This is a genomic window from Acetobacterium wieringae (genome assembly GCF_023700225.1).
GTDB lineage: Bacteria > Bacillota > Clostridia > Eubacteriales > Eubacteriaceae > Acetobacterium > Acetobacterium wieringae.
Window position 1 is genome coordinate 2,685,017 of sequence record NZ_CP097897.1, and the last position, 14,581, is coordinate 2,699,597.

The window sequence follows — 14,581 nt, forward strand, 5'->3', positions numbered from 1 at the left end:
ACACTCCTTCACGATTTATTCAAATGTTTTGCGTACTGCTGCAATAATGTCTTCTTTCTTAGGCGTGCACAACGCTTCCAAACCTTCATTATATGCAACCGGGGAGTTTTTGCTGCCGACACGCTGTGGTGGTGCATCCAGCAAATCAAAGCCACGGTCGATGATTTCGCCAACGATCTCGCCAGCAATGGATCCCCGTAATGGCGCCTCTGTTACCACAACAACCCGACTGGTTTTCTTGACTGAATCCATAACGGTTTCATAATCCAGGGGCAGCAGTGACCGCAAATCAATGACTTCACAGCTGATTCCGTCTTTTTCGAGCTCAGCGGCTGCCGCTTCGGCTACATAAGTCATATATGAATAGGCAACAATCGTACAGTCCGTTCCTGGTTTACGAATATTGGCTTTCCCAATTGGAATGGTGTATTCGCCATCGGGAACCTCACCTTTCAGGGAGTAATTCCGTTTGTGTTCAAAGCACATGACCGGATTATTATCCCGGATTGCTGATTTCAGTAGGCCTTTCATGTCATACGGCGTGGACGGAGCGATAACTTTCAGACCGGGTACATGAACAAACCAGTTCTCATTATTCTGAGAATGCTGCGCAGCAACCCCACCGCCCACTCCAAACGGAGCACGAATTACAATCGGGACGTTTGCCTGCCCCCCAAACATATAACTTGTTTTAGCTGCCGTATTGACAATATTATCCATTGGCAGGGTAAGCCAGTCGCAATATAGAATTTCGACTAGCGGACGCATACCGGCAATGGCAGCGCCAACGCCTAAACCTGTGAATGCTGCTTCCGAAATTGGTGTATCAATCACCCGTCTTTCGCCAAATTCTTTCATCAGTCCCTTGGTAATCCCAAAGGGATTACCGCGCAGACCGACGTCACATCCCATGATAAATACATCTTCATCTCGTGCCATTTCTTCACGTAATGCCTGGGTAATCGATTCTCTAAGTGTTATGATTGCCATTATATTTTCTCCTAATCTATTTTAATAATCCCGCTAATCGATTCTGCCTCTATTTGATAACTTCGCCATCTGCGTAAATATAATCGTAGAAAGTATCAAGAGAGGGTTCATGGCATTGCGTATCTGCATAGTCGATGGACGCCTCAACTTGTTTGATCGCCTCTGCTTCAATCGCTTCCAGTTCTTCGGGTGTTGCTATCTTATTTTCGACTAAAAACTCACCCATCCGTTTGATTGGTTCGATCTCCCAATATTTGTCACAAACTGTCATATCCCGGTACCAGCTATCGTCAGTGGCATGGTGGCCCAGCATCCGCATCGTTTTACATTCAATAAAAGATGGTCCTTCACCAGCTCGGGCTCGGGCAATGGCCGTCTTAGCCGTATCCCAAATCTGATAAATGTTATATCCATCGACCCGACAACTGGGAATACCAAAGCCGATGCCGCGTTTGTAGAGATCCTGTTCACCCGTTACCCGGGCAAAATCCGTTGCGATGGCCCATTGATTGTTTTCACAGACAAAAACAACGGGTAGCTTCCAGGCAGCGGCCATATTCATGGCTTCTGAAATCGATCCGGCGTTAGCTCCGCCATCACCGAAAAATACCACGGTCACATCGTCGGTCCCCTTAATCCAGCTTTTTAGCGCACTGCCAACTGCCGGAGCCGTCGCTGCGCCAACAATTCCTGTGGCGCCGAGCATCCCAATACTCATATCGCTGATATGCATCGAACCACCCCGGCCCTTATTATAACCTTCCTCTTTGCCAAACAGCTCGGCCATCATTTTATTGATGTCACCACCCTTGGCAATCAGATGGCCGTGACCACGGTGTGTTGAGCCGACATAATCACTTCTTTTCAACTGTGTGATAATACCAGTTGCGATCGCTTCTTCAGTAATATAGGGATGGTAATAGCCATGGACTTTATTGGCCATCCACAACGGCTTCACTGCTTCTTCAAACTTACGCATTACCCACATAATACTGTACATTCTCAGTTGTTCTTCCCGATCCAGCCCTTCTGGGACATACATCTCTGCATAAGCGTCAAATTCTTTCTTGAGCTCTTCAATGCAATTGGTATTTTTCATGATTGTTCTCCTTGTATTTTTATCATCGTTAATCTGGTATACATGGTAGCTATATTTTTTCATCGCTGCAAAAAAAGTATGATTATCTGTGAAAGTTCAGGGTGATGTCACACACTGAGCTTTCACAGATTCATCGTTAGGTTTTAACCGACTTTTTTACGCAATTTTATTTGTCTTGCCTTCAATCCGATCTTCTTTAATCCAGCAGCGCAAAGAAACGGATATGTTCTGTTACAACTTTCTTGACCTGTTCTTTGGTGAAGGCGTCCAGTTTCAGTGGGTCATTCTGATCCGGATAGTTCCTAGTGTAATCAACCATTCCCTGACAATAAGCAATTTTTATGGCCGTTGAGATATTGACTTTTGAGGCACCTAAAGCAATCAGCCGATGGAACATCTCATCGGTTAACCCGGTTCCCCCATGAAGTACCAGCGGACATGGTGAAAACTGATTGATTGTTTCAAAAAGATTGTAGTCGATATTGATTGCCCCTTTATATACCCCGTGAGCTGTGCCGACTGCTGGAGCAAAGGCATCAATCCCGGTTTCCTTCAGATAAAGGTGACAATCCTCCGGATTGGCGTGAGCGTGGTTTCCCTCCAGCACGACAATATCATCTTCGACTCCGACAATCGCCCCCAGTTCACCTTCAACGGTCACATTTCTGGCTTGGGCGTATGCCACAATTTCACTGGTATTTTTGATGTTCTCCATGAGGGATAACTGTGATCCATCATACATGACTGACGACCAACCGCCATCAATGCAAGCTTTGGTAAAATCAACATCAGTGGAGTGATCAAGATGGATAGCCACATTAACCCTGGCATTTTCAGCAATGGGTTTTAAATAGTTCATCATCTCGCTAATGCCAAACGCTTTGACCGTTTTTACAGAAGTTTGCAAAATAATTGGCTGTTCCAACTCTTCCGCCGCTTCAACTGCAGCTTTTGCTGTCAGATAGTTAACAATATTGAATGCGCCAACCGCATAACGATTCTTTCTAGCATCTTCAAGTATTGTTTTCATGTTAACATAACTCATGATCATCATCTCTTTTCTTTAAAATTTCACGACATCATACATAAATATGATAGGTTATGACCACCTAGAACCAGTATATCACAACTCGATAAAAAAATAAATGATCTCTTAAATCTTTTCTTATTTTTGTCCGTTAGCTGCATTCATAAAGCGGCGTTGATACGACACAACCTGGTTACAGGACGTAAATCGTGCCAAATACTTCGGTTCAGCCGTAACAACCACCCGGTGAACCAGATCTTCAAATTCTTGTTCTACCAACAGTTTATCAATATCCGGATAATTTAGCTCACCTTCCATACTGCAGATAATCAATCTCGTATCATCAAGATTAGTATTTTTGAATAGTCTTAAGTTATGACGTACACTGTCCAGTCCATCGGAACCTTCGACATCACTAAAATGACGATATTTAAGCATCGCTTCGGCAATATTTTTTACTGAAAGCAAATCCATATCGGCCTGATCCATGGCAAGATAGTCCTTTTCCAAAAACATGTTGCGAATCGCCTCAATACACTTAATATTTCCAGTGGCATTAAATTGTTTTAAATTTTGATCCATCAATTCCGACTGCATCAGGCGATGTCGAACAAAACTATTGACAAAATATGGTTTTGCCTGTAATGCCAGGGCGGTCTGGTAAGGCTCAAACATGAGCGTAAAGTTCACTCTAAAGCCATGCTCTTTTAGCATCAATGCCAGATTATGTCCCCGAAAGGCACTTTCAGTGGTAACATCGGTACACGAACGGCTCAGTTTTTTATTCCCGGAAAGTAATTCGGAAACGTTTTCTTTTGTAACTGGACCAGTGTGTGGTACTTTAATGACAACCCGATAATCCGTCAGCATTTCCCTGAATTTTTCTGCTTCTTCCAGTAATTCAGAATCCGATTTGCCAAACGGATCATTAAGCTCCACACTGATGTCTGATCCTGGTCCAAGAATCCGTCCGATTTCTCCCATTACTTCATCCCGGGTTTTAAAATGATTCCCGACATTGGCTTGGGGATTATTGATAAACAAATCATAGATGATGCCAGGGTTACACGTCAGGTTTGCAATCATTTTACTGATCGGGGCAACCTCATAGGGATTTGCTGAATCAGCAGAAAAGAGCACGTTGGTTGGTCTTTTTTTACCATTTTTATCATACGAAATATCCCGGATTAAATCTGTCCGAAGAATCCCGTTGGCTTCCAGGCGGTATGCGATCCGAAAGCCCTCCGGTGTTTCGCAGTCAGGCGTGTTAAAGGTTTTAATAACCTTTTCAAATGCAGCGGTTACACCAATTTTTTTTACATGTTTCTTGAGAAACGCATAGTCTTCCAAAGGTAAATCGAAATCCAGAACCCGGGCCACATCTTTCTTTTGATTCTCAATCACCGATACGTCATCATTTAATAAAGTATTTAATGTACAACTGACCGTTTTCATTTCTATCCCTCCATCTATATCTTAATTCTTTACCACATATAAGATTCGATCAACAATTTTTTCCCAGGTAAGGCCGTAGGCTTCCAGTAATTCCCGATAGGGGCCGGTATTAATGGAGCCATCGGCGATACCTACAATATGAATCGGAGCTTTACCCTTAATTGTCGCCAGAGATTCAACGACTGCACTGCCAAAGCCACCAATTACCGAATGTTCTTCCAAGGTGAACAGATACTTGGCATTCTGATAGGCCTCGTTAAGAATCCCCGTGTCAAGAGGCTTTACAGTTGTAAAGTTAATCACTTTTACTCCAAACCCCATTTCATCCAGAATTTTTGCCGCCATCAGACCATCTATTGTTAATGTACCGGTCACTGCAATGACAATATCATCGCCGGTGTTCATCAGGTATTCGCCCTTGCCAATTTCAAGGTTGCGTTTAGCGGCTTCAACCGGTTCAGCCATTTCATGACGTGGCATTCTGATGTAGACTGGACCTTGATGTGCAACTGCCTCACGCAGGCACATTTCCACTTCATAAACGTCGCCCGGATTCAAAACAACCATATTGGGAATCGCCCGCATTAATGTCAAGTCTTCGATGGCCTGGTGGGTTGAACCCAACGCCGAATGGGATAAGCCACTGCTTGAACCAATTACTTTAACATTCATATTGGCATAACCCAGATCATTTCGAACCTGTTCAAACGCACGCATGGAAATGAAGGGCGCAATTGCAGAGACAACCGGAATAAATCCGCCTTCTGCCAATCCGGCACTGACACCGATGGCATTCTGTTCACTAATGCCGATTTCCAAATACTGCTGGGGTAATTCCTTTTTAAACGGATTCATACCCGATCCTGCCCCGGAATCACAAGACACTGCCATGACGCCGGGATTCTCTCTCCCTAGCTCTAATAATGTTTCACCGAATACATCCCGTGGATTTCGTTTTTTAGCCGTCATATTGCCCATCCTTTTTCTTTTGCATAATGCTCCAATGCTTCTTGTGCCTCTTTTGACTCACAGGAATCTTTACCGGGATTCCAGTGATGATATTTAACATTTCCTTCAGCAAATGGCATCCCTTTACTCTTGATGGTATTGGTAATGACCATGCTGGGTTTCCCTTTTTGAAACGGTAGCGATTGAAACGTATTTAAAAGCTCTTCGATATTATGTCCATCCACCACTTTTACAGACCATCCAAAAGACGCATATTTTTCTCGTAAATCACGGGTATCCAAAACCTCCCGGGTGCTACCATTGATTTGAAGTCCATTTCTATCAATGATGCCAACCAGATTGTCTAAACAGTGATGACTTGCAAACATGGCTGCTTCCCAATTTGATCCTTCACCCTGTTCGCCATCCCCCATGAGCACAAAAACCCGTTGCTTTTCACCTTTTAGTTTTGCACTCAATGCCATCCCGGAACCGATCGGTAAACCGTGACCTAATGCTCCCGAACTAAAATCGACGCCGCCAAATTTCTTCATATCAGGATGGCCTGGCACCTTTGACCCCAGTTTATTGTAGGTATCCATGACATCTGCCACTTCAAATCCCATTTCAATAAGGGTTCCATATAGAGCCAGACATTTGTGTCCGGCACTGAGAACAAAGCGATCACGGTTGGGACATTTTGGTTCATCAACTTTAATATCCATGATTCCAAAATATAAGGTAGCCAAAATATCGGTACATGATAACGATGGACCAGCATGGCCGTCACCATTATTAATTACCGTCTGGACAATGTGTTTGCGAATATTAAATGCTTTCTTTTCGATGGATTCTACTTGCATTGAAGCTCTCCTTAAAATATTTTTTCGATACCTAATTTTTCAACGGATATGCACAACGTTTACAAGACGATTCAATAAAATAACGATATTGATTGCGCAAAATTGCTCGTACTAGCCAAAACCTATGTTTCCCCTTACAACTCAATTAATAAAAAACATTACGTCTCAAATCTAATCTCACTTATGACAGATCATAGGTGGTCATGACCAGTTCTTATATGTAGTATAGCACGAATTGTTTTTTTGTCAATTTATTTTTAAATAATTATGTAAAGTATTGCCAAATCGCGATATAATGACTATAGCAACTTTCAGCATACAAGGAGGGTAAAAGTATGGGCTTACGCTATTCAAGTAAAGTAATCGACGGAAAACTTAATATTAGAAATGATTATATTCAAACCGAGGGCGGTGATTTCCAGAAGTTGACAAAAAACTGGATTATTAAAGCATATGAAAAAGCCAAAGAATTAAATGATACCGAATCCATGGAAAAACTGGAAAATCTGAAAATTGACATTTGGGTTTCAGGCGAAAACAATGAGTTAGGTAAAAATATGACCTGGTGTTTAAAAGACGAATTATAATAAGCTGCGGCGTAACCGCCGCTTATTTTTTGAGGAATCGTTTATTGTTGTATAAATTGGGTATTTAGTCAAAGTATAAATACTTTAAGGAGGATTTTTTTATGAGACAAATTATGGGGATTCAGGTTGGCAACCGCGAAAGCGAAGCATTGAAGGTTCAGGAATTGTTAACTAAAAATGGTTGTATTATTAAGACACGCCTAGGTTTACATGAGTCTTCTGAAGAAATGTGCAGCATCACCGGTTTGATAATTTTAGAGTTTTTACCCAACAAAGAAGCAGATATCGCCGAACTGGAAAAAGAATTAGCCACGCTTGATACAATTGTGGTCCAAAAAATGGTTTTCTAAAATTCAAAATAAAGAGAGTTACTCAATCAGTCTGGCACTATTGAGTAACTCTCTTTTTCCAAGGAGTAAAAAATGATCGACTTTAAAGATTCCCGATTTATTATTACGGATAAAAAAAATACATCCAAGGTTCATAAGAGTATTCAGGGTATGTTGAATGATGAGGAACGGGTCGTTGAATTTTATGTGGCTGATCGCTTTCCTGTTCCATCCGATATACTATTCACCTCAAAACGGATTATTATTTGTACCTATGAAGAGCCTGAATTTCCAATTTTTACTTTCTTACCCTATTCAAAGTTTATTGCTTTCTCAGTAAAGAATTCAAATGACTCCAGTCTTGAAAATGAATTAGAATTGTACAATTATTATGTCAATAAAATTGCCTTTGAGTTCCCCGGAAAATTTAATTTAAGCCTGGTCATTAAATTAATTGGCGGCGCCGTTAACTAGGCATATAGTTGTTTCGCCAAAAACAGGTAACAAATCAGTTTTCTGACTATCCGAAACGTATAGTGTAAATCGAAAGGAGCCGACAATGCAAACCGAATTAACAATCACGATCATAAAAAACGACGATCATCTTGAAATCCTTCAAGATGGCTTGATGGTGGCAAAAAGAGAAGCCATTCAAAACATTCTAATTAATGGTGAAGTTGAAGATTTCTATGACAATTGGGTATACCCCCAGGATCCAGGCGCTCCGGAAAAAATCGGGAAAATTATTCTTGGTTTAATGAATGGTGATTTTGGCAAGGTTGAATAGAACACCACCAATTTTTTCGCTTCTTAATACACAGAATCCGCCAGCCACATACGTGATCGGCGGATTTCTAGTAGTAATTTAAAGATTCTGACAAACAGTCTCTGGTCTAAAAATTTTTGTTTGTCTGGTTAATAAATGATTACTGTGTAGTCGTAAAGGGTGTCACATTCACCAGGACATACAAGTGGCTTATTCTGGATGATGTCTGTAATTATTTAATTTAATCAACAGTCAATAAGTGATTAATAAATTGTTGCGCCGTTCGACCTGAAATACCACCATGCATCATTTCCCACTGATTTGCGGCCATTCGCAGTTCTTCTTCCGGTAAATTCAACCCTTCTTTCCGGGCAAGTTCTTCAACAATTGTAAAAAATTGCTTCTGACTGGGTCGCTCAAAAAATATTGTTACTCCAAAGCGATTTACCAGTGACATTTTTTCCTGCATTGTATCTGAACGGTGAATCTCACCATTTTTCTGCATATCATCCCGATCATTCCAGGTTTCCCTGATCAAATGACGTCGATTCGAAGTCGCATAAATTAAAATATTATCTGGCTTCGTTTCAACGCCGCCTTCAATGACAGCCTTCAGAAATTTATATTCGATTTCGAATTCTTCAAAAGACAGATCATCCATGTATATGATGAAACGGTAATTCCGATTTTTTATTTTGGCAATTACCGCTGATAAATCCCGAAACTGATGCTTGTAGATTTCAATCATCCGTAATCCCTGATCATAAAACTCGTTGATGATTGCTTTAATACTTGTCGATTTTCCGGTTCCACTATCCCCAAACAGCAAGACGTTGTTGGCCTTTTTTCCCTGAACAAAGGCCCGGGTATTATCAAGCAATTTCTGTTTCTGTAATTCATAGCCTACCAGATCCGTCAGCATCACCTTATCCATATTGTTAATAGGCTGAAAGAACAACGTTTTATCCGATTCACCGGCTGAAACCCGGAACGCCTTATTCAAGCCAAACATTCCAACACCATAGCTGGCATAAAAACAGGTTAGCGCTTCAAAAAAATCGTCACCGTTTTTTGCCTGTTCCAGAGTTTGGCATAATTCCCCAACTTTTTGACTGACATTCTGGTTGTACATAAATTCTGGTTTTCGGATCGCCTGGTAATTCGAAATGCGACTAAAGCAATCAATACCCAATGCCGCTTCCAGTGGGGAAAAATCAAAATCAAACAATTCTTTAAAGATTGTACAATCATTTCTGGCAAAAACATTCACACTGCCCGCTTTCTTTCCCATCTTTTCACAAGTCAGCGTGAACGGATTTTCGTTAGTGATCATCTCAAAGGTCAAATATGCATGCCAGAGATTTTGATCAAAACCATAGTCCGTCGCTATTACCAATAGCTTTTTTATCCAACGATAACTTTGTTCGATCAGACAATCTGTGGATTCATTCCCGCTATTAAAGCTCGAATACAATTGTCCTATCTGATTCAGTAAATTGTCTCCATCATTATCCCGAAAAAGAATGAGTTGGGAAATAAGTCGTTTCATTGTTTTCTCCTGTCAATTTTAATTCTTAGGCTGTTTTTTGCTTGTTCTGGATGTTTTTAATTCTCAGTTATAACCATAACATGTTTGGATTGTCAAAACAATCCTAATACATATGATTGTGCAAAAATTCGGTTAGTAGATCATGTAAGGACACTACCCAGGTAAGCAAAAAGATCGTAGTGTCAATAATTTTCACCCGATATAGCACTAAATAATCCCCCAGATCGTGGGTTTTTCGGTTTCTCTAAACTCCCAGCCCAGAAAATCAAAGCCCTCATTGATGTGTGTTATTGCTGTTTTTTCCTCCGACAAAGTTAAGCCTCTTTCTGACATGAAAGCTTCAAGTACTGTCTTTATCTCATAGGCTTTTTCTTTACTGTTGGTGGTCACAACAAAACCATCTGCATATCTCACCAGATTGATCTGATAGGTATTATGATGTTTTTTATCAATTTTACCGTGTTTATTTGTCCAAAAATTTGCAGCAATTATATTTTCCATTCCATCAAGTGTCATATTTGCCAGTGTTGGACTGATAATACCGCCTTGTGGCGTGCCCTGATTATTGGGAAACAGTCTGTTTTTGTAAAGATATCCTGCATTGATTTCGGTCAGCATATAATTGACGATCTTGACGACCTTCGCAAATGTAAGTTTAACCAATTTAACATTGTGAAAAGTGCGACAAAAAGTAGGCTACAAGTACGACAAATAATAGGGGTAAAATAACCAGAAATAGCCAGAGTTTTTTGATTTTTCACAGTAGGTCACACATTTGGTGGAGACATAATTCAAAAAATAAAAAAAGAACCGCTAATTAAAGCCATTCTTTTAACTAAAAATTGTTTTTTACTGGAGCTAGCGGGGGGAATCGAACCCCCGACCTACTGAAATATCAAAGTTTGTTTATTGTTATTTTTAAGCATTCACAAATGCCTATATTATGCGATTTTTTGATTTGTTTTATTTTTTGATTTTTCAAGAATAAGGGGCAAAATAGGGGGCAAAATTACACAAACTGATTAAGATTCAGGTACCAATAGTGTAACAGACTACACTTTTAAACTTCGTCGCCATCTTTGGCTACCTTTTTTTTAATAAAATAGTGACCCTGTTCACGAACAAATTGAACAATTTGATGTGATTTAGATTTTTATTCAAACTTTCATATCACAAAGATCACAACCATTTAAAATGGATATATACCCCCTCTGGTATGACTGACTATTTCTATCCTAATATTTTGGCGCTTAACATTTATATTTTTTTCAGACTATTGAGCCTGCTTTATCTAAATACTCAAGCGCATTTTCTGCATTTATATTACCATTTGCTAAGGCTTGTTTAAAGTATTTTTTAGCATCTTCAAAATATTGTTTATTGCTTTTATCATCCTCCCACCTTTCAGTATATAAATACCCAAGATCATAATATGCTCTTATATCACCTTGTTCAAGTGTATCTTTTAAATATGTTTCAGCTTTACTAAAGCACTGTCCATCGCTTTTATCTTCTTCCCATTTTTCACGATAAATAAACCCTAATTGATAACATGCTCTTATATCACCTTGTTCAAGTGCATCTTTTAAATATGTTTCAGCTTTACTAAAGTATTGTCCATCGCTTTTATCTTCTTCCCATTTTTCACGATAAATAAACCCTAATTCATAACGTGCTCTTTTATCACCTTGTTCAAGTGTATCTTTTAAATATGTTTCAGCTTTACTAAAGTATTGTTCATCGCTTTTATCTTCTTCCCATTTTTCACTATATAAGTATCCTAATGAAAAACTCGCATCATTCTCATCATTTGAATAAAGTTTTTGCGATTCTACAAATTTTTTTTCAGCAGCATAAAACAACTGGTCGTTATTCTTTTCTTTTCTCCACTTTTTGTAATCTACATACCCGCCACAATAGTAAAAATATGCCTCTGCTTTCTTATTTTCAAAACCCAATTCATTCGATATAGTTAGATATTTCTCAGCATTATCTAACAAATATTCCCTATCATCGTCCAACAAATATTTCTCAATGTTTATCGTTGCAAGCATAAGGGCTGATTTATCATAACCACTTTGATACGATTTTATTAAACTCTCCTCTGACAAAGTTAAGTAATTTTCTGTACTTCTCGTTTCTTGATATCGATTGTAATATTCGACACCAGTTTCATAATCATGACTAACATATGTTAGAACAAAAATACAGCAAAAAATAAAAGTAAATATTATGTAGTATAAACGCTTTGCATATTTTATAGAATAAATTATCAAAAATATTAAAACAGACTCAATAACTATAACGTTAAAATACATTCTAAAATAATCAAATATTCGCAGTCTATATACCCTTGATTCATCTATCAAAGTATTCGGGTTTTCACTATTAGAAAAACCAAACATTGTTAAATTTGACTTATTGAAATTCACAACCAAGTAAAACGATATTGCACCTATTAAACACACCCAAAAAAGTATCTTTTCTTTTTTCTTTTCTTCTTTTATTAAATTAGGAAAGACTCCAGCTGAAAAAGCTATTAGAATCGGTATGATTATTTGAGAAATAAATTCCACTTATGCCACCTCTTAACAATAAGTTATGCTGTACTAGCATTATCAGCTTTTAAATATCTTACTACAAAACTCTTTTAGATTATCTTGATAATGATTTAAAATATCTTTAAAAATTATACAGCAAAAAACAAAAAAATGCCACCCTTGAAAAAGTGGCTAACATCACCCCATACCAAAAAAGCCCGCACACCGTAAGGCTCTTTAATATAAGGTCATCTTTTAGTAATTCGTGATTATTACTTCTTTGTATTCTTTATCTTTCCCATCGTACCGCTCAAGCAGAGAATTTCTCCGGCTGACTTCAATCAGGTTAAAGCCCTGGTACAATTTCCGGACAAATTCATCATTGTTATAACTCAGTATAAACTTTCCTTTGATTTCTTTCAAGGCATCTTTTAACCTTTTATGATCTTCATCACCAAATCCGGTTTGATAATATTTTTCTGTACCGTGATAAGGTGGATCAAGATAGAAAAGCGCACCGGGTCGATCATGAACTTTGATGATTCGCTCAAAGTCTCTGTTTTCAATCACCACACCGTTCAGTCGATCACTGATCTCGCTCAGATAGTCTGTGCTTTTCTTGAGGTTCTTCTTAGTCCCTCCAAATGTTTTTCTATCGGCACCGTATGATGTTTTGATGATCATAAAATACCGCCCAGCTCGTTGAATGTCGGTTAGTCCACGCATATCAAGTTGAGACTTGAAATCATCAAAGAACTCCCTTGAATTTAGCACACAGGATATTTCTTTTTTCACCTCATCTGGATGATACTTCACGCACCGGAATAAATTGGCCAGCTGGCCATCATAATCATTATAAATCTCCAGATCGGCATGCTTATCTTTTGCAAAGAGCACCCAACCGGCACCACCAAAGACCTCAATGTATCGATCAAAGTCCTTTGGAAACATTTCAATTATTGTTTTTCTTAACAGGCGTTTCCCGCCAATCCATGGTATAAAACTATTCATTTTTCCTCCTAAATATTAAATATGGCCACCCGAAGGTGGCCGTGAAACTTGCTTGACAAATTTTCGGTCAAGATCATTGTATTTTTAATATCAAAACGTCAAGACCTACATATATCTTAAAACCAATCGTAAATACCTTGAGCAACGACCTCACCAAATGCTGAAGCATTGGTCAGTAATCCGATATCCGGACGAATGCCGCCTGTTTCAAAAATGCAGGCAGTCATACCTGTATCAGCAACCTCCCAATCGTCTCGCTGGATCACGCCCCGGGTACCGAGTCCCAGACGCACTTGAGCTGAAGCAACCAGGCAGTTTGCAATCCGGATGCCGTCGCCACTCCCTGGGTAGACAATTGGTAGCGTTCCAGATGGGGCCTGATTATAATCACAATGCAGCGATACGTAAATATCAGCTCCCCACGAATTCGCTTCGTTGACGCAAACGGCAATGTTTTTATCATTGTCGGTGTCAGCATCCGTCAGGACTGTGAAACCAAGATCACGTAACCTTGCTGCTGCCACCTTCCCAATGGCCAGCATTAAATCCGCTTCGGTATACTGACCATCAACGCACCCACAGTCCCACGATCCGTCACTCGATACGCCATGACCAACAGCCAGATAAATCTTTCCGGACTTATTACCCTGCGCAGATGCCACAGGCGTTGGAGCAGGCACCGGAACAGGAGCGGGCGCTATTACAAACGTAGAACGACGATCATCCACACTAATTGGTTCATCACTTTTTAATAACCGGATCGCTTCAATTCTCAGCCCCCCGCCAGTCGTACCGGCCATTTCTCCATTTCTGGCGAAATCCAACCACCCGACATTCTGTACATGAACCTGATAATTCAGATTTTCGCATTCAATCTCAATTGCTTCGATTCTCAAACCTTGGCCAACTGTACCGGCAATCTCATCTTCCTGAACCCAATCCATCCAGCCGATGTTCTCAACGTGGACGCGGTAACGCTTAACGCCCTGGATTCGAATCGCTTCGATCCGTAGTGACTGGCCGACTGTTCCGGCCAAGCGCCCTTCCTGGACCCAAGCACCCCAGCCTTTATTTTCGACATGTACTTTATACAGTAATGTATTTACCATTATTTCACCAACTCTTCCTGTTCAGCCATCATCTGGCTGGATTTATCCATAATAACCTTAACTGCTGCTTCTTTCAGATTCTGCATCATAATATCCGATTGTTGAGCCGATGCAGTTAGGCTATTATTTTTCCAAGCTGCCCATAAGGCTGCAAAGATGGCCACCACCCCGGACAGTGTGACATACATCTCTGTTTCTGAAATTGCAATGGGGTTTAGCCCGGAAGCGGTCAGGAACTGGTTCACCAGCGCCAACATTAACACTACCAACCGAATCCATACATCTGTTTTTACATTTTTTAAGTTCAT

General features: G+C 39.9%; 16 protein-coding genes. 4 read left to right on the forward strand and 12 right to left on the reverse strand.

Going from position 1 to position 14,581, the window contains the following annotated elements:
* Positions 1-15: 15 nt before the first annotated feature.
* From CHL1_RS12990 to CHL1_RS13015, 6 genes are all read right to left on the reverse strand, one after another.
* The gene (locus CHL1_RS12990) at positions 16-990 is read right to left on the reverse strand and encodes an alpha-ketoacid dehydrogenase subunit beta (protein WP_070370106.1); all 975 of its coding nucleotides are present in this window, start codon (positions 988-990) and stop codon (positions 16-18) included.
* Positions 991-1,039: 49 nt separating this feature from the next.
* Positions 1,040-2,089: a thiamine pyrophosphate-dependent dehydrogenase E1 component subunit alpha gene (locus CHL1_RS12995; protein WP_084633477.1), complete on the reverse strand. Its 1,050-nt coding sequence runs from the start codon at positions 2,087-2,089 to the stop codon at positions 1,040-1,042.
* A 196-nt stretch (positions 2,090-2,285) separates the two neighbouring features.
* Positions 2,286-3,134, reverse strand: coding sequence for a class II fructose-bisphosphate aldolase (locus CHL1_RS13000; protein WP_070370107.1), 849 nt, complete (start codon positions 3,132-3,134; stop codon positions 2,286-2,288).
* A 120-nt stretch (positions 3,135-3,254) separates the two neighbouring features.
* Complete coding sequence (locus CHL1_RS13005) at positions 3,255-4,571, reverse strand: transaldolase family protein (RefSeq protein ID WP_070370108.1); 1,317 nt, start codon at positions 4,569-4,571, stop codon at positions 3,255-3,257.
* A gap of 21 nt (positions 4,572-4,592) precedes the next feature.
* A complete protein-coding gene (locus CHL1_RS13010; protein ID WP_070370109.1) occupies positions 4,593-5,540 on the reverse strand; it encodes a transketolase family protein in 948 nt (315 codons plus the stop codon).
* Positions 5,537-6,382 carry a transketolase gene (locus CHL1_RS13015; RefSeq protein ID WP_070370110.1) on the reverse strand — a complete coding sequence of 282 codons (846 nt, stop codon included), beginning with the start codon at positions 6,380-6,382 and terminating at the stop codon, positions 5,537-5,539. The genes CHL1_RS13010 and CHL1_RS13015 overlap by 4 nt, the downstream gene beginning before the upstream one ends.
* Positions 6,383-6,717: 335 nt before the next feature.
* Here CHL1_RS13015 and CHL1_RS13020 point away from each other — a divergent pair, with 335 nt between their 5' ends.
* From CHL1_RS13020 to CHL1_RS13035, 4 genes are all read left to right on the forward strand, one after another.
* Entirely contained in the window at positions 6,718-6,969 is a 252-nt protein-coding gene (locus CHL1_RS13020; RefSeq protein WP_070370111.1) for a hypothetical protein, read from the forward strand.
* Positions 6,970-7,070: 101 nt separating this feature from the next.
* Positions 7,071-7,319 (forward strand): CPF_0552 family protein, encoded by a 249-nt coding sequence (locus CHL1_RS13025; RefSeq protein WP_228882736.1) that lies wholly within the window; start codon positions 7,071-7,073, stop codon positions 7,317-7,319.
* A gap of 72 nt (positions 7,320-7,391) precedes the next feature.
* A complete protein-coding gene (locus tag CHL1_RS13030) occupies positions 7,392-7,772 on the forward strand; it encodes a hypothetical protein (RefSeq protein ID WP_250933295.1) in 381 nt (126 codons plus the stop codon).
* Positions 7,773-7,857: 85 nt separating this feature from the next.
* Positions 7,858-8,085 carry a hypothetical protein gene (locus CHL1_RS13035; protein WP_250933297.1) on the forward strand — a complete coding sequence of 76 codons (228 nt, stop codon included), beginning with the start codon at positions 7,858-7,860 and terminating at the stop codon, positions 8,083-8,085.
* Between the two features lie 220 nt (positions 8,086-8,305).
* Here CHL1_RS13035 and CHL1_RS13040 read toward each other — a convergent pair whose 3' ends face one another.
* The 6 genes from CHL1_RS13040 to CHL1_RS13065 all read right to left on the reverse strand — a co-directional run bounded on the left by CHL1_RS13040 (position 8,306) and on the right by CHL1_RS13065 (position 14,581).
* Complete coding sequence (locus CHL1_RS13040) at positions 8,306-9,613, reverse strand: ATP-binding protein (protein WP_148637621.1); 1,308 nt, start codon at positions 9,611-9,613, stop codon at positions 8,306-8,308.
* A 207-nt stretch (positions 9,614-9,820) separates the two neighbouring features.
* The gene (locus tag CHL1_RS13045; RefSeq protein ID WP_250933299.1) at positions 9,821-10,276 is read right to left on the reverse strand and encodes a reverse transcriptase/maturase family protein; all 456 of its coding nucleotides are present in this window, start codon (positions 10,274-10,276) and stop codon (positions 9,821-9,823) included.
* Between the two features lie 605 nt (positions 10,277-10,881).
* Positions 10,882-12,189, reverse strand: coding sequence for a tetratricopeptide repeat protein (locus tag CHL1_RS13050; RefSeq protein ID WP_250933301.1), 1,308 nt, complete (start codon positions 12,187-12,189; stop codon positions 10,882-10,884).
* A gap of 219 nt (positions 12,190-12,408) precedes the next feature.
* Positions 12,409-13,164: a DNA adenine methylase gene (locus CHL1_RS13055; protein ID WP_250933302.1), complete on the reverse strand. Its 756-nt coding sequence runs from the start codon at positions 13,162-13,164 to the stop codon at positions 12,409-12,411.
* Positions 13,165-13,280: 116 nt separating this feature from the next.
* Positions 13,281-14,273 (reverse strand): N-acetylmuramoyl-L-alanine amidase, encoded by a 993-nt coding sequence (locus tag CHL1_RS13060; RefSeq protein WP_250933304.1) that lies wholly within the window; start codon positions 14,271-14,273, stop codon positions 13,281-13,283.
* Positions 14,273-14,581 carry a phage holin gene (locus CHL1_RS13065; protein ID WP_250933306.1) on the reverse strand — a complete coding sequence of 103 codons (309 nt, stop codon included), beginning with the start codon at positions 14,579-14,581 and terminating at the stop codon, positions 14,273-14,275. The genes CHL1_RS13060 and CHL1_RS13065 overlap by 1 nt, the downstream gene beginning before the upstream one ends.